We start from the raw sequence: 18,533 nt of genomic DNA, 5'->3' as shown, positions 1-18,533 counted from the left end.
TTTATTTTATTAATGAACGTAACAAATTACTTCTCCTCCGACATTCATCTTGCGCGCTTCTTTATCTGTCATCACTCCTTTGGAAGTGGAAACGATTGCGATTCCAAGTCCGCTCAATACGCGCGGCATATCTTCCACGGAAGAAAATTTTCTCAGTCCCGGGCGGCTTGCGCGCTGAATTTTTTTGATAGCAGATTGTTTTGTCGCAGGATGATATTTCAATGCGATTTTAATTTTATCCTGAACAGGATTTTCTTCAACCTTATAGTCGAGAATGTATCCTTTGTCTTTCAGAATGCGCGTGATTTCTTTTTTCAAACCTGAAGAAGAAACTTCCACGATTCTGTGATTCGCTTTTATCGCGTTGCGAACTCTTGTTAAATAATCTCCGATTGTGTCCATTTATAGATGAATTAAATTTTAAAAACTTGATTTAGTTACTCCTGGAATTTTTCCATTCAGCGCCCATTCCCTGAAAACAAGGCGCGACACTCCGAACTGGCGTGAATAAGCGCGCGCGCGTCCGCTCATTTTGCAGCGGTTGCGCAAACGAACTTTTGAAGAATTGCGCGGAAGTTTGCTCAGCGCGATGTAATCGCCTGCTTCCTTAAGCGCTTTTCTTTTTGCCGCGTATTTGTCAACGAGCACTTCGCGTTTTCTTTGTCTTGCTTTAATGCATTCTTTTGCCATGATGTAAAATTATTTTGAATCTTTTTTAGTTTCTTTTTTAATATCCTTTTTTGCAACTCCACCGAAAATCATTTCCGCTTTATGTCCTTTTTTCTTTTCGTCTTCTTCTTTTTTGAACGGCACTCCGAATTCTCTCAGCAGAGCGTGCGCTTCTGCATTTGTTCTTGCAGAAGTTACAAACGTGATATCCATTCCGCGAACTTTATTTACTTTATCAATATTGATTTCAGGAAAAATAATCTGCTCCGTGATTCCGAGCGTGTAATTTCCTCTTCCGTCAAAACCATTTTTGCTGATTCCTTTGAAATCGCGGATGCGGGGCAGGGCAGTGGAAATAAAGCGGTCGAGGAACTCATACATTCTATCAGAACGCAAAGTTACTTTCACGCCAATCGCAACTCCTTTTCTCACTTTGAAGTTTGAAATATCTTTCTTTGAAAGAGTGGCAACCGGTTTTTGCCCTGTGATGATTGACATTTCGTTCAAAGCGCCTTCCATAATTTTTCTGTCCGCCACTGCATCACCCACACCCTGATTGATTGCAATCTTGTGCAGGCGCGGAGCGCGCATCGGGCTTTTAAAACTGAATTCCTTCTGAAGAGCCGGAACAATTTCTTTAAAATATTTCGTCTTCAGACGAGGAGTATAATTTTTAGGAGCAACATGAGAGGCGGAAGTTTTTTCTCCTGCTTCTGCTTTCTCCGCTTTTTTCTTTTGTTCTTTTGCCATTGCAAAATATATTTTCTGTTATTACTTAATTATTTCGTCAGATTTTTTTGAGAAGCGAACAAGTTTTCCGGTTGCCTCATCAATTTTTCTTCCCACGCGCGTTACGTTTCCTTTTCCATCTACGAGCATGAGGTTGGAAAGATGAACGCTTGCTTCCTGGTGAACGATTCCGCCTTTTGTGTTTTTAGCAGTAGGTTTTGTATGCTTGGTTGCCATGTTGATTCCTTCCACAATTGCGCGGAAAGTAGCAGTGTCAACCGAGAGCACTCTGCCTTGCTTGCCTTTGTCATCTCCGGAAATTACTTTCACGGTATCGCCTTTTTTTATTTTCAACTTTGCCATTGTTCTATTTTATTAAAGCACTTCGGGTGCCAATGAAACTATTTTCATGAATTGTTTTTCGCGAAGCTCTCTTGCAACAGGACCGAAAATGCGCGTGCCTTTCAGTTCGTCCACTTCGTTAAGAAGAACCGCTGCGTTATCATCAAAGCGGATGTAAGAACCATCGGCTCTGCGGATTTCTTTTTTCGTGCGAACGATCACCGCTTTTGAAACGGTGTGCTCTTTCACTCCGCCATCGGGAAGCGCCTTTTTTATGGTCACTACAATTTTATCTCCGATGCCTGCGCTTCTGCGCGTGCTTCCGAGAATGCGGATGCAGAGGACTTCTTTTGCCCCGCTGTTATCTGCGCAAACTAATCTTGATTCCTGCTGTATCATAACTTACCGTTTTAAAATTATTTTACTTTCTCTACTACTTCAACCAGCCGCCAGCATTTGTTTTTACTGAGCGGACGGGTTTCCACAATTCTTACTTTATCTCCAATGTTCGCTTCATTTTTTTCATCGTGCGCCATGAATTTGCTCGTGCGCCTGATGAACTTTCCATATTTCGGATGTTTGATCTGGCGCTCAACCGAAACAACAATTGTTTTTGTCATTTTGTTGCTCGTAACGAGTCCGACTTTTTCTTTTCTGCGTGTTCTTACAAGAGTTTCCATTTATTTTTTATTTAGTGAGATGCTTCGACTACGCTCAGCATAACACTTCGTGTTATTTTTTTGCTTCTGCCAATTCACGTTTGCGAAGTTCGGTCATCATGCGCGCTATGGTTTTTCTTCCGTTGCGAATACGCATGGGACTTTCCACCGGGGAAATTGAATGCCCGAATTTCATTTTGCCCAGCGAATTTTTTTCTTCCGCAAGTTTTTCCTTGAGGTCGCTGGTTGAAAGTTGAGATAAATCTGCTTTTTTCATTTTCTTTTTTATTCAATAATTATTATGCTGAATAATCATTTCTCACCATGAATTTTGATAAGCATGGAAGTTTATCGCCTGCGAGACGAAGCGCTTCTTTTGCTGTTGCCATGTCCGTTCCTTCAATTTCAAACATAATGCGACCTGCTTTTACCACTGCCACCCAGTATTCCGGATTTCCTTTTCCTTTTCCCATACGAACCTCTGCAGGTTTTTTGGTGATGGGCTTGTCGGGAAAAATGCGAAGCCAAACTTTTGCATCTCTTCCAATGTGGCGAGTTAGGGCAACACGCGCGGCTTCAATCTGGCGCGCAGTAACCCATGCGGTTTCGGTTGCCTTAATTCCGAAAGAACCGAATGCAAGCGTAGTTCCCCTGCGTGCGTTTCCGCTCGGAACCATCTTATGCATTTTTCTGAATGTTGTTTTCTTTGGTTGTAACATGTCAATTTAAAATTATAAATTAAAATTAAAAAGTTTTATTTGGAGTTGATTTTGAATTTTCCTTTTTAATTTTTAATTGTTCTTATCTTCTGTTATCTCTTCTGTCTCCGCGATCTTCTCTGCGCTCTTTTCCTTTTCCGCCTTTTTTCTTATCGCGTCTGTCGGAAATATTTGGAGACAAATCTCTTTTTCCGAAAACTTCTCCGCGGCAAATCCAAACTTTCACTCCGATTCTTCCCATGGAAGTGTGCGCTTCAGCAATTGCGAAATCAATATCCGCACGAAGCGTATGAAGAGGAGTTCTTCCTTCTTTGAATTCTTCGCTGCGTGCGATTTCCACTCCGCCAAGCCGTCCGCCCACGCGAACTTTAATTCCTTCGGCACCCATTCTCATTGAAGATGCAATTACCATTTTTACAGCGCGCTTGTAAGAAATTCTCGCTTCAATCTGGCGGGCAATTCCATCGGCAACAATGCGCGCGTCCACTTCGGGGCGCTTCACTTCAAAAATATTTATCTGAATATCTTTTCCAGTAATCTTTTTTAATTCTTCTTTCAGTTTGTCAACTTCTTGTCCGCCTTTCCCGATGATTATCCCGGGACGTGCCGTATGAATTGTAACGGTAACAAGTTTCTGTGTGCGTTCAATCACTACGCGGGAAATACTGCTTTTCGGCAAACGCGCTTGTATGTATTTGCGAATACGCTCGTCTTCGAAAAGTTTGTCAGCGTAATTTTTTCCGCCATACCATGCAGAGTCCCATCCGCGGATGATTCCGAGGCGATTACCAATTGGATTTGCTTTTTGTCCCATTCAAAAAAAGTTATTGAGTGATTGAGTTAATGAGTTATTGATTTGTTGTTTCTGTTTGTACTTCTTCTTGTTGAATTGTATCGAGAATTACCGTTACGTGATTTGAACGTTTGCGTATTCTGTACGCACGTCCTTGCGGAGCAGGGCGGAAGCGTTTCAACATTGCACCGCTGTCCACACGAATTTCTTTTACGAACAGCGCACTGTCTTCCGCGCGCAAACCGGTTTTTGCTTCATAGTTTTTCACTGCTGAAACAACTAATTTTGAAAGCGGAAGAGATGCATGCTGTCTGTGAAAACGCAAAACATTCAGAGCTTCTTCCACAGGGCGGTTGCGGATTAAATCAGCAAGCAGGCGCATTTTGCGCGGTGAAGTCGGATAGTTATTCAACTTCGCGAAGTAGGTGGATTTTTTTTCCTCCTTTCTTGCTTCTGCCATTTCACGTTTACGAACTCCCATGATATTTCTTTTTTTATATCGTTATACTTTATTTTGCTGCTGGTGCTGGCGTTGCCGCTTGAGCAGGTGCAGGAGCATTTGCTTCTGCCTTAACGTGCCCGTGATGTCCGCGGTAAGTGCGCGTTGGAGAAAATTCTCCAAGCCGATGTCCTACCATATTTTCTGTTACATAAACAGGAATAAATTTATTTCCGTTGTGCACGGCTAAAGTCAATCCCACAAACTCAGGCGTAATCATTGACCTGCGCGACCAGGTTTTAATTACATATTTCTTTTTTCCTGCAACAATTTCCTGAACTCTTTTGTTGAGTTTGAAATCTATGAAGAATCCTTTTTTTAAACTACGAGCCATGTTTTACTTTTTATAAATTATTATTTTGATCCGTATCCTTTAGTTCTTCTTTCCATTATATATCTGTTGGAGCGTTTTGTTCTGCTACGTGTTTTCAATCCTTTTGCCAATTGCCCGTTGCGTGAGCGTGGATGCCCGCCCGATGCGCGTCCTTCACCGCCTCCCATTGGGTGATCAACCGGGTTCATCGCTACTGGTCTGTTGCGCGACCTGCGTCCGTACCAGCGGATGCGTCCTGCTTTTCCGTGAACTTCTTGATTGTGGTCTGCATTTGAAACAGAGCCAACGGTTCCCATGCAAGTAGAGAGAATCATTCTTGTTTCGCCAGAAGGCATTTTCAATACAACAAACTTTCCTTCTTTCGCTGTGAGCTGAGCATAAGAGCCCGCGCTGCGAATAAATTTTCCGCCTTGCCCTGGATTCAATTCAATATTGTGAACGATAGTTCCGAGCGGAACATTTGAAAGAGGCATTGCGTTTCCAATATTCGGTGCAACATTTTTTCCTGATACAACAGTTTGTCCAACCTGGATTCCCTGCGGAGCGAGGATGTATCTTTTTTCTCCATCCTTATATTGGAGAAGTGCAATGCGTCCTGTGCGCATCGGATCGTATTCAACAGATTTTACTGTTGCAGGAATATCAAACTTGTCGCGCTTGAAATCAATCACGCGCAAACGTCTTTTATGTCCGCCACCGAGGTAGCGCATAGTCATTTTTCCTGTGTGGTTTCTTCCACCGCTTCTTTTTGAAGAACGCAGCAAAGATTTTTCAGGAACATACGTGGTGATGTCGCTGTTATCGTTTGCTACTTTATGCCGTTGACCCGGTGTGAGCGGTCTGAATCTTCTTACTCCCATTGTTTGAAATTAAAAATTATGAATTATAAATTATAGATTATTTTTTTTGTTTCGGTTTTCAATTCTTAATTCTTAATTTATAATCTATAATCTATAATTTCTGTTATATGTTTCCGTAGAAATCAATTGTGTCGCCTTTTTTCAAAGTCACAATTGCTTTCTTCGCGCGTTTAACAATGCCTGACATTATTTTTGTTTTTGTATATCTCATTTTTATTTTTCCTCCGTAATTAATTGTGTTCACTGATTCAACTGTAACTCCGTATCCTTTCTCAATAGCATTTTTTATTTCGAGTTTGTTCGCAGTTTTTTCAACCACAAAAGCATAGCGCCCTTGATTGGCCATTGCAGAAAATTTTTCAGTGATGATGGGTTTGAGATAAATGCTCATTGGAATTATTCTTTAGTAGATTTCTTTTTTGTAGTTGTTTTCACTTTTGCTTTCGCTGGAGCTTTTTCTTTTTTTGGTGCTGCTGTTTCTTCTGAACCATCGCTCAAAATATTTTCGATTGTTTTCAGTGAGCTTTCAGAAATCAAAATATTTTTTGCGTTCACAATATCATACGTGTTCAGTGAGTTTGCCGAAGTAACTTTGGCTTCTCTTAAATTTCTGGCAGAGAGAATCACATTCTTATCGCTATTGGGAATTATGTGCAGGGTTTTGTTTCCGTACATTTCCAAGTTGCTGAGAAGTTCAACATAATTTTTTGTTTTTGGATTTTCAAAAGAAAAATCTTCGAGTACAGTGATTGCTTTTGCTTTTGCTTTATGAGAAAGCGCGCTGATTCGCGCAAGTTGTTTCACTTTTTTGTTCAGTTTGAAAGAATAATCTCTCACCTGCGGACCAAAAATTCTTCCGCCACCGTGGAAGAGAGGACTCTTGATATCTCCTTTACGCGAGCCACCGGTTCCTTTCTGCCTGTGCAGTTTGCGTGTGCTTCCGTGAATTTCGTTGCGCTGTTTTGCTTTGTGAGTTCCCTGGCGCTGGTTGGCGAGAAACTGTTTCACATCGAGATAAATCGCGTGTTCATTCGGCTCTGCGCCAAAAATGGAAGCAGGCAGCGTAACGCTGCGCGATGTTTTTTCTCCTTTTGAATTATATACTTCGAGTTTCATTTTCTTATTTCGTATTTTTTGACTCCCGATAGCTATCGGGATTGTTTTCGATGATTAATTATTTTTGAATGATTACAAAACTTCCGTTTGCTCCGGGCACTGAACCTTTCACTACCAGAAGATTTTTATCTTTTATTAATCGTAACACTTGCAGGTTGCGTGCTTTCACGCGATCGTCTCCCATTCTTCCCGCCATGCGCATTCCTTTTAATACGCGTGATGGAAAGGAGGATGCCCCGATTGACCCTGGCGAACGCTGGCGGTCGTGTTGTCCGTGACCGGATGCTGCTCCCACTCCGCTGAAGTGATGTTTTTTTACTACTCCCTGGAATCCTTTTCCTTTGGAAGTTCCTACCACATCCACAAATTCTCCTTCGGTGAAAATTTCCACCGTGATGGTATCGCCTGCTTTTTGTGCGCCTTCAAAATCTCTGAACTCAGCAACTTTCTTTTTAAAAGTTGTGTTTGCTTTTTTGAAATGTCCTTGCTGTGCTTTTGTAGTATGTTTTTCTTTTCTTTCAGAAAAGCCAAGTTGAAGAGAATCGTAGCCGTCTTTCTCTTTTGTCTTCACCTGAGTAACAACACAAGGCCCTGCTTCAATGACAGTGCACGCAACGTATCTTCCCGATGCGTCAAACATATTTGTCATTCCGATTTTTTTTCCAAGTAGTCCTGACATTTTAATTCAAGTATTAAGTATCGAGTATTATGTCTTTTTATTTTTGTCTTTGTACTTTGTACATTATACATTGTACTTTTTTTATTACACTTTAATTTCCACTTCCACACCGCTGGGCAATTCAAGTTTGCTGAGCGCATCCACAGTTTTTGCGCTGGTACTGTAAATATCAATCAGTCGCTTGTAGGTGCAAAGTTGAAATTGTTCTCTTGCTTTTTTATTTACGTGCGGGGAACGAAGCACGGTATAAATTCTTTTGTTCGTAGGAAGAGGAATTGGTCCGCTGATGACAGCGCCTGTGGACTTTGCTGTCTTCACAATTTTTTCTGCCGACTTATCAACCAAGTGATGGTCGTAGGATTTTAGTTTGATTCTGATTCTTTGTTGGCTCATATTTATTGGTTGATTAAACTTTTTCTGCTTTTTTACCTTTTACTTTTGCAATTACTTCTTCCGCTAAGTTGCGCGGCACTTCCTGGTAATGTGACGGCTCCATGTTTGCAGTTGCGCGTCCGGAAGTGAGCGTTCTCAACTGCGTAACATATCCGAATAATTCCGAGAGCGGAACTTTTGCTTTGATTACCTGTGCGCCTGCTTTGCTATCCATTCCTTCAATGATTCCTCTTCTGCGATTCAAATCTCCCACCACATCTCCCATATATTGTTCGGGTGTGATTACTTCCATTTTCATAATCGGCTCAAGTAAAACCGGACTTGCTTTTGGAATTGCCTGGCGGAAAGCAGTGCGTGCTACAATTTCAAATGAGTTGGAATCAGAATCCACATCGTGATAAGAACCATCGGAGAGAGTAATTTTCATTGTCTGCATCGGGAATCCTGCCAGCACTCCGTTCACCATTGCGCCACGAAATCCCTTTTCAACGGCAGGAATAAATTCTTTCGGAATATTTCCACCGGTAATTTCATTTTCAAATTGGAGTCCGCCATTTTTTTCTGTTACTTCAAAATCTGCATCAACAGGAGAAACGGTAAATTCAATATCGGCAAACTGTCCTCGTCCGCCCGATTGCTTTTTGTGAATTTCGCGATGCTCAATAGTTCCGGTGATTGCTTCTTTATAATTTACCTGTGGCGCGCCTTGATTGACTTCCACTTTGAATTCGCGCCTCAAGCGGTCCATAATAATATCGAGGTGGAGTTCGCCCATTCCGCTGATGATTGTTTGCCCGGATTCTTCATCCGTCTTCACGCGGAAAGTCGGGTCTTCTTCTGAAAGTTTTGCGAGCGAAGTTCCGAGTTTATCCAAATCTCCCTGTGTTTTCGGTTCGATGGCGAGACCGATAACGGGTTCGGGGAATTTCATTGCTTCGAGAACGATTGGTGCATTCTCATCGCAGAGCGTGTCGCCTGTTTTAATGTCTTTGAATCCAACTGCTGCGCCAATATCTCCCGCTTCGATAAACGGAATTTGATTTTGCTTGTTCGCGTGCATCTGAAAAATTCTCGAGATGCGTTCTTTTTTTCCTGAACGAGTATTCAAAACATAAGAACCGGATTCTAATCTTCCGGCATAAGCGCGGAAGAAAGCGAGACGACCAACGAACGGGTCAGTAGCAATTTTAAATGCGAGCGCAGTGAAAGGTTCTTTCGCATCCGGCTTGCGCGAAACCACTTCGTCTGTATCAGGATGATGTCCAATAATATTTTCTTTATCGAGCGGTGAAGGCATAATTGCCATTACGAGGTCGAGCATTGTTTGCACGCCTTTATTTTTGAAAGCAGAACCGCAAACCATCGGAATAATTTTTCCTGCAATAGTTGCTTTGCGCAGCGCGGTGAGAACTTCTTCTTCAGTAATTGTATTTTGGTCGCTGAAGAATTTTTCCATTATATGGTCGTCAAATTCTGAAACGGATTCCAACAATTTTTCTCTCCAGTGATGAACTTCGTCTTTCATTTCAGCGGGAATGTCAACCACTTTAAAGGTCATTCCTTTATCTTCTTCATTCCATTCGATGGCGCGGTTGTTAATTAAATCAATTACTCCGCGAAATTTTTCTTCTGCACCGAGCGGAAGTTGAAGCGGAACTGCGTTCCCTCCGAGCATTTCTTTTACCTGCTTGCAAACATTAAGGAAGTCAGCGCCTGCGCGATCCATTTTATTTACAAAACAAATGCGCGTTACATTATAATTATTGGCAAGTCGCCAGTTAGTTTCTGATTGCGGCTCAACTCCATCCACTGCGGAAAATAAAAAAACCAATCCGTCAAGAACTCTGAGGGACCGGTTTACTTCCACAGTGAAATCCACGTGGCCGGGAGTATCAATAATGTTTACCTTATATTTATTGTTGCGATAATTCCAAAAGCAAGTTGTAGCCGCAGATGTAATAGTAATTCCGCGCTCCTGTTCCTGAACCATCCAATCCATTGTTGCTGCTCCATCGTGAACTTCGCCAATCTTGTGGTTAACGCCAGTATAATATAGTATACGCTCCGTGCAAGTAGTTTTTCCTGCGTCAATGTGCGCTGCAATTCCTATGTTCCTTGTATAATGTAAGTCACTCATAACTTTTATCTCGTACTCTTAATTAATTTTAAAATGTGAATATGCTTTGTTTGCTTCTGCCATTCTGTGAACGTCTTCTTTTTTCTTCCAAGCGCCACCTTCGTTTTTTGCTGCGGCAATAATTTCTGCTGCGAGGTTTTGCGCCATCGTGTGGTCGTTGCGGTCGTTTGCATATTGAATCAACCATTTCATGCCGAGAGCAATTTTTCTTTCCGGGCGAACTTCCTGCGGAATCTGATAGTTTGCTCCGCCAATCCTGCGTGACTTCACTTCCACCTGCGGAGTTACATTGCTCAACGCTTTTTTAAAAGTTTGCAATCCGTCTTCTTTTGTTTTATCGGCAACAATATCAATTGTGTTATAAAAAATTCCGAACGCTTTATTTTTCTTACCGCTTAGCATAAGATTATTTACGAAGCGGGTAACAAGCGTATCCTGAAACTTCGGGTCAGGAAGGAGAATTCTTCTTTTTGATTTTGATTTTCTCATGCTCTACGAATTACTAATTTTCGAATTACGAAATTATTGTTAAAATTATTTTTTTGCTTCTTCTTTTGGGGCTGCTGCTTTTGCTGCCGCACCGCCTTTCGGGCGTTTTGCTCCATACTTGGAACGTGACTGCCTCATCGCTTCAACTCCTGCTGTATCGAGCGTTCCGCGAACAATATGATAACGAACTCCCGGCAAATCTTTCACCCTGCCTCCGCGAACAAGAACAATCGAGTGTTCCTGCAAGTTGTGGCCTTCGCCCGGAATGTAAGCGATGATTTCATTTCCGTTTGAGAGGCGAACCTTCGCAACTTTTCTCAAAGCCGAATTCGGTTTTTTAGGAGTGGTAGTATAAACTTTTATACAAACTCCTCTGCGCTGAGGACTGCGGTTTAGCGCGATGGATTTACTCTTGCGTGTAAATTTTCTGCGCCCGTGTCTGATTAATTGTTGAATCGTTGGCATTTAATTTTTATATTCAGTTTTATTTTCAGTTTACACAAAACAACTTAACCTTCCTTGAAGAAATCCCCGATAAATCGCGGCTGAACTTCAGAAGGGGCGCAAAGGTAATTAAATTTCAATACGAAGAATTATTTTTTCAAGATTTTTCAACAAGAAGTTGACATCTATTTTCGGCAGTTGAAAAAGTCGAATAGGAATGATTTTTTCTTTCCATATTATATGCGCATTACTTATATTTTTTCCATACTCTCTGTCATTTTAATTATTAGTTGCATTGGACGATATAAAACTATAGACAGTCAATCTGTTGCGATTAAAAGGGAACACTCATTTGAAAACGGGAAAAACCTTACTTTTAATATCTGCGGACAGTGTCATTATAATGATGCAATAAAAAAATTTATTGGAAAGAAAACAGAAGAACTTCCCCGCTTTATTGGAAAAGTTTATTCTTCAAACCTTACTCATTCGGCTTCGCATGGAGTGATGGCAAAATATTCTGACGCTGAGCTTGCTTATCTTTTGAAAACAGGAATTGCGCGCGATGGTCGTTATGTGCCGTGGATGATTCGCCCGAATCTATCCGAAGAAGATTTAAATGACATCATAATTTATTTGCGCTCGAATGATGCTCCATTAGCGAAAGCAGATACAGTTGCCGGAAAAACAAAAATAAAATTTTTTGGAAAAATCGGATTGCGAATTTCAGGGAAACCTTTCAAGTATACAATCACAAAAAAACCAAGCGAAGCGGATGTTTCCAACTATGGAAAATATTTGGTGGATAATCTTGCCTGTAATCATTGCCATTCGGAAAGAGTGCTTGGATTAAATTATCTGGTGCCGGAAAAATCTCAGGGTTATATGCAGGGTGGAATGGAATTTAAAGTTCATGGAAAATTAATTTACGCTTCCAATTTAACTCCTGATTCTCTTACAGGAATCGGCAGGTATAATTTACCGCAGTTTGAAAATGCTTTGTGGCAGGGAATAAAACGAACGGGAGAAAAAATTCATGCGCCCATGCAAAAGTTTCCGCATTTAACCGAAGAGCAAGTGCGCGCAATATATATTTATCTGAAAACGCTTCCGTCTGAAAATCATTTGGTGAAAAACCATTAAAACATTTTTTAGTGTTACATAAAACTTTCCACCGCTAATCTATAAGAATCCAATCCGAAACCAGAAATACTTCCATTGCATTTTCCCGCAATGAGAGAATGATGGCGAAACTCTTCGCGCGCATAAATATTTGAAATGTGAACTTCAATCACCGGAGTTTTAATAGAAGAAATTGCATCGGCAATGGCAACGGAAGTGTGCGTGTATCCTCCGGCATTTAAAATAATTCCATCGAAAGAAAATCCTACTTCGTGAAGTTTGTTGATAATTTCTCCTTCCACATTGCTTTGGAAATAGTCAATCTGAATTTTTGAAAACGTTTTTTTGAGTTCTTCTAAAAATTCTGAAAAAGATTTATTTCCATAAACAGATGGCTCGCGCACTCCGAGAAGATTTAGATTAGGTCCATTTATTATTATAAGTTTCATTTCTATTTGCTAAATTACTAATTGCTACTAAAGGACAATAAACAAACTACCATTTACTATTGTTGCTTGACAATTTTAAATCCTTGTTTCTCCAGTTCGTTTTTGCAGCGCAAAAAATTTATAGTGTCTTTTTTCTGAGAATAATATTTTAGAAGTTCGGTATATGAATCGGTTGATTTGGGATTGAGCGCTATTGCTTTTTCCCACATGGTTGCTGCATCATTCATTTTCATTTCCTGTTTGTAAATCATTCCCAGCACATGCGGAATCATAAAGTTGGCCGGGTTGATCTCAAATTCCTTTTCCAAATTTTCTTTTGCGGCTTCAGATTTTCCCGCACGAAAATACATTACGCCTAAATTGTAGTGAATCAAAATTTCTTTTGGATTTCTGCGGATGCCTTCAAGATATACTTTCTCTGCTTCTGAATAATTTCCAAGTTTGGTAAGAATGATTCCGTAATCTCTGCACACCACAGCGGAATGCTCGGAAGTTTCATTGGCATTTTTCCAGTAAGTAAGTTCGTTGGAAAAAACCGGAAGTCGAAAAAAAGTAATTGTTCCGAAAATTAAAATTATCATTCCAAAGATAAGTGAAGTCAATTTTAAATTTTTTGAAAGATTCTGTATCGGTTCAAGAAACGAAATTGAAATTAAAATTCCTATTGCCGGCAAATAAGTTCGGTGTTCCATTCCTTCAAAATAACTGAAGAGCAGAGTAGGGAGCAGGAAAAGAAAAAACCAACAGAGCCCGAATAAAATTTTTGCCCAGGGAATATGTTTGGTAAAATAAATCCCGGTTCCGAATAACAGAAACGCGGCAAGAACCAATCCGTAATTAGTATCATCAACCGAAGCCATAACCGAAAGGTTTACAGGTAAAATTGTTTTTTGAAAATATTGAAGAACGAGTGGGAAATTTTTTAGAAAGGAAAAATATAATTCCATACCGGTTGCTCTTGTTTTTATTTCTCCAAGCGCGCTGTTTCTAATGAAAATCCAAAAGCATATTAAAATTATATAGTATGTCGGGAGTATTAATTTTTTGTTCAGAACTAAATTTTTGCCCTGAATAAAAAAAAGAAAAATCGTACATGGAATAGAAAACATTACTGCATTTTCTTTTGTAAATAATGCTCCTGTAAAAAATAATAAGTGGAGAAATAAATTTTTCTGAGATTGAGATTGGAAATACTTCAGTAAAAAATAAAAGCTCCACAAAACAAACGCACATCCGAGCGAATCATTTCTTCCCGGAACCCATGCGATTGCCTGAATTAAAAGCGGGTGAACAGCAAACAGCAGTGAAAGAAAAAAAGAAATGGGCGATGGAATTTTCAATTGAAGTAAAACAAACAGTAAGCCGATAACGGCAATAAAATGAATAAGAATATTTGTAAAGCGAAAAAAAGTAAAACTATTTTTTAAAAACTGCTGGTCAATAATGAATGAAACAGTTAAAAGAGGACGATAAAATTTTTTACTGCCAGCTGATTCCAGATAATTTTCTGATTGAAAAACATGTTGTAAAAATGCTTTCGGAATATTTGAAAATTTTTCGTTGAATGTTTTTTTTTCTACAAGAAGCGATTGCTCATCCAGCCCGATGAATTCATAATTTAACGTGCGGGCATATAGAAGAAAAATTATTCCGGCAAGAATCAGAACTTGCCATTTTATATTCTGTAAAATAATATTCAACGGATGGTCGTTTATATCTTGCGAATATAATTCATTCGCATATTCGAATTGATTCGATATTCGCACGTATGCAATGGCAGGTTAATATAAAAGGTTTTCAATCGTTTCTTAAACTGGAAAAATCGCTTGCGAAAAATTCCATTGTAGCTTACACGGAAGACATGGAAAGATTTGTTCAGTTTCTTTCCGAGAAAAAATATGATTTATCTCCGGGGAAAATCGAACATAAACATTTGACTGAATTTATTGAATGGCTGAATAAACTTCAAAGAAGCGCAACAACACAATCGAGAGTTATTTCAGGTATCCGCGCATTTTACAAATATCTTCTTCTCGAAAATCTTGTCACAAAAAATCCAACCGAACTTTTAGAAACTCCTCGGCTCGGCAGAAAACTTCCGGATGTTTTGAATGTGGATGACATCAACAATCTTTTAATTGCAGTGGATGTATCTTCTGCAAAAGGTCATCGCGACAGAACCATGCTTGAGACAATGTATTCGTGTGGTTTGCGCGTGAGCGAATTGGTGAATCTGAAAATTTCAGATTTGTTTTTCGATACCGGATTTATCCGCGTGATTGGAAAAGGAAACAAGCAGCGGTTAATTCCCATCGGAAATGAAGCAATGAAATGGATTAACATTTATAAAAATGAAATCAGAGTTCATCTTGCAGTGCAAAAAGGTTTTGAAGATTTTATTTTTCTGAACAACCGCGGGAAAAAACTTACAACGGTGATGGTCTTCCTTATTATAAAGAAACTTGCTCAGCAAATCGGTTTGAAAAAACATGTTAGTCCGCATACATTTCGCCATTCATTCGCAACACATCTTGTAGAAAATGGCGCAGACCTTCGCGCAGTGCAGGAAATGCTGGGACACGAAAGCATCACCACCACCGAAATTTATACGCATCTCGACAGAAAATATTTGCGCGATACGATTGAAAAATTTCATCCGCGTTCTGTGAGAAAAAAATGAAACGATAATTTTTTTATATTTGATTTTAATTTTCATCCCCATGGCATTTCACCGCAACACAACCATCTCTGTTGTTCTTTCTGCAGCATCGCTTGGGTTAAGCGCGTATGTTTATTTTACCGCTCCTGCATTTGATTTTCGTTTAATTGCTTCCATTGCTTCGCTTCTCGCATTCGGTGCAACCATGAGCGAGTTTGAAAAATATGCAAGCAAATACCAACTTCTCGGAATTTTTCTTTCCATGCTCACGCTCGGCATTTCTCTCGACCACCGCCTGCCAGCAATTCCTTTTATCACAATTGCAATGCTGCTTGCTTATGGCTCTTTCAAAAAATATTTTCGCAAATGGTTTTCTGAATCTGATTTCTTGTGGCTTGACCCGGTTCTTGTCATTGCTTCTATTGCCTGCTATGCCTACGGCAATATTCATTATGGTTGCGGGTGGAAAGGATGGGCGCTGCCTGCATTGCCTCTAATTGTGAATGCTGTTTTTGCAACAAAGGATTTTATTTTCACCAGCGGCTCGTTGAAATATATGAAAGGGAAAAAACAAAATGTGGAAGTGGGAAAAAATGCTCCAAATTTTTCTTTGCCTGATAAAGATGGAAACACAATTTCACTTATAGATTATAAAGATAAACAGCACGTTCTTCTCATTTTCATTCGCAATGACTGGTGCCCTTCGTGCAGAATTAAATTGAGAACCTATGAACAGCACCGCCACAAGTTCAACGAAAAAAATGTTCAATTGCTTACCGTCAGCCCTTCTGTAAAAGATGCTGTGGATAAAGACATGACAACAAATCTTGGAATTAATATTAACGTCATCTACGATGAAAAGCAGGAAGTGGCAAAAAGTTTTGGCGTGCAGTTGCCCACCGATGTTGTCGGAGAAAAATATAATCCCAGACTTCCTTTGCCCGCTTCATTTCTTATAGACAAAAATGGAATTGTGCGCTACACTTCCAAGCCAGACCGCATCGGAGAATTTCTTGACCCCACAACTATTTTTCCTGTTCTTGAGAAATTGAATTAATGAACCCGGTTACAATAATTTCTATTTCCTCTGCTGTTCTCGCAGGAGTTTTTGCTATTATTTTTTTTGTGAAAAGAAATAATATTCAGAAGTCGCTGAAAGAAATTTCCACCGATAAAAGTAATTTTGAAAATATTACCCAGCAGGCGAATGATGCACTTCTCGTAATTGATATTGTAAACGGAAATATTTATACCGCCAATCCCAAACTCAGCGAATTGCTTGGCTATCCTCACGAAAAACTTTTGAAGCTTACAGTTTTTGATTTGCATCCGAAAGAAATGCTGAACAGAAGTTCTGAAGTGATTGCCGATGTATGGGAAAAGAAAGGATTGATTTATACCGATGTTCCTTTTGTAACTGCCTCGGGAGAAATTCTTCCGGTGGAATGCAGCGCGAAAGTTATTCCCTATGACGGACGACCTGCAATTTTAATTTACGCGCGCGATATTCGCGAACGCTTGCGAATGGAAAAAGATATCCGCGATAAAAATTACATTATCGAGCAAAAAAATAAAGACATCACCGATTCCATCAATTACGCGCAGCGTATTCAGCAGGCAATTCTCAGCGATGTGGATGAAATCAAAAAAAATTTGCCTCAATCATTCATTCTTTTCAAGCCAAAAGATATTGTGAGCGGAGATTTTTATTGGTTCACACATCGCGATAGCACAACATTTATTGCAGCGGTAGATTGCACCGGTCACGGGGTTCCCGGAGGATTTATGAGCATGATCGGAAATTCTTTTCTGAATGAAGTGGTGAATGAAAAAGATATTCTTCAGCCCAATTTAATTCTGAATGAACTTCGCGAAAAAATTATCCGCGCTCTCAGGCAGAAAGGAGAAGTGATGGAAAATAAAGACGGAATGGATATTTCTCTCTGCGCCATAAAAGGAAATGAACTTTTATTTTCCGGGGCTAATAATCCGTTATGGATTATTCGCAATAATAAATTACAAGAAATTCCTGCTGACAAACAACCCATCGGTTCCCATCCGAATCCCAAACCGTTCACATTAAATAAAATTTCTCTTGAAAAAGGAGATTCAATTTATCTTTTCTCCGATGGCTATGCCGACCAGTTTGGCGGACCGAAAAGAAAAAAATTCATGTACCGCCAGTTGGAAGAGCTTCTTCTTTCCATTCATGAAAAAGAAATGAATGAGCAGAAAAAAATATTAGACAGCACTATTGAATCATGGAAAGGAAATCTTGACCAGATAGATGATATCCTTGTAATCGGAATCAGGATTTAACCCGTTGAATATTTTATTCTACGGGTTTTAATATTTTTCTTTTCTCGTCACCACCGCATTGCTCCCCTGAAATTTGAAAGACCAACCTTCTTCGGGAGGAAAAATTTGGGGTAAATATCTTTTATAAAGATTTGTCCGCGCAGTTGCGCCTTCATCCGGTTCGCCTTCTTTTGCAATGCCGGTAAATTCATAAATCATCACTTTGCTGTGTTCCGCCATAAACATGCGAATGACTTTTACGAGTGTTGACATTACGTGATAAACTTCTCCGCGGTTTGTTTCCACGTATTCTTCGCCTTCGTATTCATCGTTGATGACTCCGAAAACAATTGTTGCGTGAAGTATATTATCTTTTCTTCTTCCGAAACGCACTTCGTATTTTACCCCGCTGTCGGTAGTAAAAAAATAAACTCCGGCTGAAGGAATTGCCGGTGGAATTATTGTGTAAGATTTCAAAAGCCCTTCGCCCATAAATAAATTCAGATGATAAAAATTATTTTCAATCGTCCTAAAAGTATAAATTACTTTTCTACCTTTGATAAAATATTTAAAACAAAAAAACTATGAATTGTTTACCAAATGTTTCAATCGCGCTCTCGCTGATTTCACTCACCGCGGGCGTATGGTTTCTGTATAAAACACAGAAAGAAAACCTGAGCATACTTTTCAAAGTGGCTGCATGGTTTGTAATTATTGTTGCGCTTCTGAATCTTGCATGCTGCGGCTTGCGTTGCTGCATGTATGGTTGTAGAATGAAAAAAGAATGCAGGATGGAAATGATGTACGGAGGAAATTGCAACATGGGAATGAATAATTGCGGAATGGGAATGGGAAAAGGAATGTGCATGATGGGAGGAGGAGGAATGTGTGGAATGAATCAGATGTGCCCGATGATGAGCGGAAGCGGAGGAAATTGCTGCGGCATGTGCAAAGGAGGAAGTTGTGATAAAGGCGGAATGAAGTGCGATGATGATGACGATGATAATGGTTGCCCTGAAATGAAAAAAGGAGACGGCAAATGCGATATGAAGATGATGAAGAAAGATTCGGTGGTGAAGAAAAAATAGAATATGCCCCGTCCCTAAAGGGAGAAAATACTTTTCAAAGTCCCCTTTAGGGATT

Annotated in this window: 27 protein-coding genes; 5 read left to right on the top strand and 22 right to left on the bottom strand. The window is 39.9% G+C overall.

Annotated elements, in window-relative coordinates:
* Positions 1-9: 9 nt before the first annotated feature.
* From rpsH to HY063_04505, 19 genes are all read right to left on the bottom strand, one after another.
* Positions 10-402, bottom strand: coding sequence for a 30S ribosomal protein S8 (rpsH, locus tag HY063_04595; GenBank protein ID MBI3501052.1), 393 nt, complete (start codon positions 400-402; stop codon positions 10-12).
* 18 nt (positions 403-420) lie between these two features.
* On the bottom strand, positions 421-690 hold the full coding sequence (gene rpsN / locus HY063_04590) for a 30S ribosomal protein S14 (protein MBI3501051.1): 270 nt from the start codon (positions 688-690) through the stop codon (positions 421-423).
* A gap of 9 nt (positions 691-699) precedes the next feature.
* Entirely contained in the window at positions 700-1,419 is a 720-nt protein-coding gene (gene rplE / locus HY063_04585; GenBank protein MBI3501050.1) for a 50S ribosomal protein L5, read from the bottom strand.
* Positions 1,420-1,440: 21 nt separating this feature from the next.
* The gene (gene rplX / locus HY063_04580; GenBank protein MBI3501049.1) at positions 1,441-1,752 is read right to left on the bottom strand and encodes a 50S ribosomal protein L24; all 312 of its coding nucleotides are present in this window, start codon (positions 1,750-1,752) and stop codon (positions 1,441-1,443) included.
* A gap of 21 nt (positions 1,753-1,773) precedes the next feature.
* A complete protein-coding gene (rplN, locus tag HY063_04575; protein ID MBI3501048.1) occupies positions 1,774-2,139 on the bottom strand; it encodes a 50S ribosomal protein L14 in 366 nt (121 codons plus the stop codon).
* Between the two features lie 17 nt (positions 2,140-2,156).
* The gene (gene rpsQ, locus HY063_04570; protein MBI3501047.1) at positions 2,157-2,420 is read right to left on the bottom strand and encodes a 30S ribosomal protein S17; all 264 of its coding nucleotides are present in this window, start codon (positions 2,418-2,420) and stop codon (positions 2,157-2,159) included.
* A 52-nt stretch (positions 2,421-2,472) separates the two neighbouring features.
* Positions 2,473-2,676 (bottom strand): 50S ribosomal protein L29, encoded by a 204-nt coding sequence (rpmC, locus tag HY063_04565; GenBank protein MBI3501046.1) that lies wholly within the window; start codon positions 2,674-2,676, stop codon positions 2,473-2,475.
* Positions 2,677-2,698: 22 nt separating this feature from the next.
* Positions 2,699-3,118: a 50S ribosomal protein L16 gene (gene rplP, locus HY063_04560; GenBank protein MBI3501045.1), complete on the bottom strand. Its 420-nt coding sequence runs from the start codon at positions 3,116-3,118 to the stop codon at positions 2,699-2,701.
* A gap of 82 nt (positions 3,119-3,200) precedes the next feature.
* Positions 3,201-3,932: a 30S ribosomal protein S3 gene (gene rpsC / locus HY063_04555; GenBank protein MBI3501044.1), complete on the bottom strand. Its 732-nt coding sequence runs from the start codon at positions 3,930-3,932 to the stop codon at positions 3,201-3,203.
* A 34-nt stretch (positions 3,933-3,966) separates the two neighbouring features.
* The gene (rplV, locus tag HY063_04550) at positions 3,967-4,392 is read right to left on the bottom strand and encodes a 50S ribosomal protein L22 (protein ID MBI3501043.1); all 426 of its coding nucleotides are present in this window, start codon (positions 4,390-4,392) and stop codon (positions 3,967-3,969) included.
* Between the two features lie 28 nt (positions 4,393-4,420).
* Entirely contained in the window at positions 4,421-4,744 is a 324-nt protein-coding gene (gene rpsS, locus HY063_04545) for a 30S ribosomal protein S19 (GenBank protein MBI3501042.1), read from the bottom strand.
* A gap of 20 nt (positions 4,745-4,764) precedes the next feature.
* Positions 4,765-5,604 carry a 50S ribosomal protein L2 gene (gene rplB / locus HY063_04540; GenBank protein MBI3501041.1) on the bottom strand — a complete coding sequence of 280 codons (840 nt, stop codon included), beginning with the start codon at positions 5,602-5,604 and terminating at the stop codon, positions 4,765-4,767.
* A 103-nt stretch (positions 5,605-5,707) separates the two neighbouring features.
* Positions 5,708-5,995 carry a 50S ribosomal protein L23 gene (gene rplW / locus HY063_04535; GenBank protein ID MBI3501040.1) on the bottom strand — a complete coding sequence of 96 codons (288 nt, stop codon included), beginning with the start codon at positions 5,993-5,995 and terminating at the stop codon, positions 5,708-5,710.
* A gap of 5 nt (positions 5,996-6,000) precedes the next feature.
* Positions 6,001-6,720 carry a 50S ribosomal protein L4 gene (rplD, locus tag HY063_04530; GenBank protein ID MBI3501039.1) on the bottom strand — a complete coding sequence of 240 codons (720 nt, stop codon included), beginning with the start codon at positions 6,718-6,720 and terminating at the stop codon, positions 6,001-6,003.
* A 58-nt stretch (positions 6,721-6,778) separates the two neighbouring features.
* The gene (gene rplC / locus HY063_04525) at positions 6,779-7,399 is read right to left on the bottom strand and encodes a 50S ribosomal protein L3 (protein ID MBI3501038.1); all 621 of its coding nucleotides are present in this window, start codon (positions 7,397-7,399) and stop codon (positions 6,779-6,781) included.
* An 84-nt stretch (positions 7,400-7,483) separates the two neighbouring features.
* A complete protein-coding gene (rpsJ, locus tag HY063_04520; GenBank protein MBI3501037.1) occupies positions 7,484-7,792 on the bottom strand; it encodes a 30S ribosomal protein S10 in 309 nt (102 codons plus the stop codon).
* Between the two features lie 13 nt (positions 7,793-7,805).
* On the bottom strand, positions 7,806-9,929 hold the full coding sequence (gene fusA / locus HY063_04515; protein ID MBI3501036.1) for an elongation factor G: 2,124 nt from the start codon (positions 9,927-9,929) through the stop codon (positions 7,806-7,808).
* Positions 9,930-9,947: 18 nt separating this feature from the next.
* Entirely contained in the window at positions 9,948-10,418 is a 471-nt protein-coding gene (gene rpsG, locus HY063_04510; protein MBI3501035.1) for a 30S ribosomal protein S7, read from the bottom strand.
* A gap of 45 nt (positions 10,419-10,463) precedes the next feature.
* Entirely contained in the window at positions 10,464-10,883 is a 420-nt protein-coding gene (locus HY063_04505; protein ID MBI3501034.1) for a 30S ribosomal protein S12, read from the bottom strand.
* A gap of 177 nt (positions 10,884-11,060) precedes the next feature.
* On the opposite strand from HY063_04505, the gene HY063_04500 reads away from it, so the two are divergent.
* Positions 11,061-12,005, top strand: a complete 945-nt coding sequence (locus HY063_04500; GenBank protein MBI3501033.1) for a hypothetical protein — start codon at positions 11,061-11,063, stop codon at positions 12,003-12,005.
* A 14-nt stretch (positions 12,006-12,019) separates the two neighbouring features.
* Here HY063_04500 and aroQ read toward each other — a convergent pair whose 3' ends face one another.
* A complete protein-coding gene (aroQ, locus tag HY063_04495; GenBank protein MBI3501032.1) occupies positions 12,020-12,433 on the bottom strand; it encodes a type II 3-dehydroquinate dehydratase in 414 nt (137 codons plus the stop codon).
* A 56-nt stretch (positions 12,434-12,489) separates the two neighbouring features.
* Entirely contained in the window at positions 12,490-14,133 is a 1,644-nt protein-coding gene (locus tag HY063_04490; GenBank protein MBI3501031.1) for a tetratricopeptide repeat protein, read from the bottom strand.
* A gap of 68 nt (positions 14,134-14,201) precedes the next feature.
* Here HY063_04490 and xerD point away from each other — a divergent pair, with 68 nt between their 5' ends.
* Genes xerD through HY063_04475 form a run of 3 tightly spaced genes read left to right on the top strand, consistent with a single transcriptional unit; the run spans position 14,202 to position 17,411 of the window.
* Positions 14,202-15,113 (top strand): site-specific tyrosine recombinase XerD, encoded by a 912-nt coding sequence (gene xerD, locus HY063_04485; GenBank protein ID MBI3501030.1) that lies wholly within the window; start codon positions 14,202-14,204, stop codon positions 15,111-15,113.
* Positions 15,114-15,153: 40 nt separating this feature from the next.
* Complete coding sequence (locus tag HY063_04480) at positions 15,154-16,149, top strand: redoxin domain-containing protein (protein ID MBI3501029.1); 996 nt, start codon at positions 15,154-15,156, stop codon at positions 16,147-16,149.
* Positions 16,149-17,411 carry a PAS domain S-box protein gene (locus HY063_04475; protein MBI3501028.1) on the top strand — a complete coding sequence of 421 codons (1,263 nt, stop codon included), beginning with the start codon at positions 16,149-16,151 and terminating at the stop codon, positions 17,409-17,411. Before HY063_04480 ends, HY063_04475 begins: the two co-directional genes overlap by 1 nt.
* 27 nt (positions 17,412-17,438) lie before the next feature.
* Here HY063_04475 and HY063_04470 read toward each other — a convergent pair whose 3' ends face one another.
* The gene (locus tag HY063_04470) at positions 17,439-17,882 is read right to left on the bottom strand and encodes a hypothetical protein (GenBank protein ID MBI3501027.1); all 444 of its coding nucleotides are present in this window, start codon (positions 17,880-17,882) and stop codon (positions 17,439-17,441) included.
* A gap of 92 nt (positions 17,883-17,974) precedes the next feature.
* On the opposite strand from HY063_04470, the gene HY063_04465 reads away from it, so the two are divergent.
* Positions 17,975-18,478 (top strand): hypothetical protein, encoded by a 504-nt coding sequence (locus HY063_04465; protein ID MBI3501026.1) that lies wholly within the window; start codon positions 17,975-17,977, stop codon positions 18,476-18,478.
* The last annotated feature ends 55 nt before the right edge of the window (positions 18,479-18,533 follow it).

The sequence above is a fragment of the Bacteroidota bacterium genome, assembly GCA_016195025.1.
GTDB lineage: Bacteria > Bacteroidota > Bacteroidia > Palsa-948 > Palsa-948 > Palsa-948.
The sequence above is the reverse complement of the archived record's forward strand: the minus strand, read 5'-3'. Positions and strand labels throughout refer to the sequence as shown.

Excerpts from the sequence above, each read along its gene's own strand:
- rpsH (MBI3501052.1), bottom strand. The coding sequence starts at position 402 with ATGGACACAATCGGAGATTATTTAACAAGAGTTCGCAACGCGATAAAA.
- rpsN (MBI3501051.1), bottom strand. The coding sequence starts at position 690 with ATGGCAAAAGAATGCATTAAAGCAAGACAAAGAAAACGCGAAGTGCTC.
- rplE (MBI3501050.1), bottom strand. The coding sequence starts at position 1,419 with ATGGCAAAAGAACAAAAGAAAAAAGCGGAGAAAGCAGAAGCAGGAGAA.
- rplN (MBI3501048.1), bottom strand. The coding sequence starts at position 2,139 with ATGATACAGCAGGAATCAAGATTAGTTTGCGCAGATAACAGCGGGGCA.
- rpsQ (MBI3501047.1), bottom strand. The coding sequence starts at position 2,420 with ATGGAAACTCTTGTAAGAACACGCAGAAAAGAAAAAGTCGGACTCGTT.
- rpmC (MBI3501046.1), bottom strand. The coding sequence starts at position 2,676 with ATGAAAAAAGCAGATTTATCTCAACTTTCAACCAGCGACCTCAAGGAA.
- rplP (MBI3501045.1), bottom strand. The coding sequence starts at position 3,118 with ATGTTACAACCAAAGAAAACAACATTCAGAAAAATGCATAAGATGGTT.
- rpsC (MBI3501044.1), bottom strand. The coding sequence starts at position 3,932 with ATGGGACAAAAAGCAAATCCAATTGGTAATCGCCTCGGAATCATCCGC.
- rplV (MBI3501043.1), bottom strand. The coding sequence starts at position 4,392 with ATGGGAGTTCGTAAACGTGAAATGGCAGAAGCAAGAAAGGAGGAAAAA.
- rpsS (MBI3501042.1), bottom strand. The coding sequence starts at position 4,744 with ATGGCTCGTAGTTTAAAAAAAGGATTCTTCATAGATTTCAAACTCAAC.
- rplB (MBI3501041.1), bottom strand. The coding sequence starts at position 5,604 with ATGGGAGTAAGAAGATTCAGACCGCTCACACCGGGTCAACGGCATAAA.
- rplW (MBI3501040.1), bottom strand. The coding sequence starts at position 5,995 with ATGAGCATTTATCTCAAACCCATCATCACTGAAAAATTTTCTGCAATG.
- rplD (MBI3501039.1), bottom strand. The coding sequence starts at position 6,720 with ATGAAACTCGAAGTATATAATTCAAAAGGAGAAAAAACATCGCGCAGC.
- rplC (MBI3501038.1), bottom strand. The coding sequence starts at position 7,399 with ATGTCAGGACTACTTGGAAAAAAAATCGGAATGACAAATATGTTTGAC.
- rpsJ (MBI3501037.1), bottom strand. The coding sequence starts at position 7,792 with ATGAGCCAACAAAGAATCAGAATCAAACTAAAATCCTACGACCATCAC.
- fusA (MBI3501036.1), bottom strand. The coding sequence starts at position 9,929 with ATGAGTGACTTACATTATACAAGGAACATAGGAATTGCAGCGCACATT.
- rpsG (MBI3501035.1), bottom strand. The coding sequence starts at position 10,418 with ATGAGAAAATCAAAATCAAAAAGAAGAATTCTCCTTCCTGACCCGAAG.
- HY063_04505 (MBI3501034.1), bottom strand. The coding sequence starts at position 10,883 with ATGCCAACGATTCAACAATTAATCAGACACGGGCGCAGAAAATTTACA.
- aroQ (MBI3501032.1), bottom strand. The coding sequence starts at position 12,433 with ATGAAACTTATAATAATAAATGGACCTAATCTAAATCTTCTCGGAGTG.
- xerD (MBI3501030.1), top strand. The coding sequence starts at position 14,202 with ATGCAATGGCAGGTTAATATAAAAGGTTTTCAATCGTTTCTTAAACTG.
- HY063_04480 (MBI3501029.1), top strand. The coding sequence starts at position 15,154 with ATGGCATTTCACCGCAACACAACCATCTCTGTTGTTCTTTCTGCAGCA.
- HY063_04475 (MBI3501028.1), top strand. The coding sequence starts at position 16,149 with ATGAACCCGGTTACAATAATTTCTATTTCCTCTGCTGTTCTCGCAGGA.
- HY063_04470 (MBI3501027.1), bottom strand. The coding sequence starts at position 17,882 with ATGGGCGAAGGGCTTTTGAAATCTTACACAATAATTCCACCGGCAATT.
- HY063_04465 (MBI3501026.1), top strand. The coding sequence starts at position 17,975 with ATGAATTGTTTACCAAATGTTTCAATCGCGCTCTCGCTGATTTCACTC.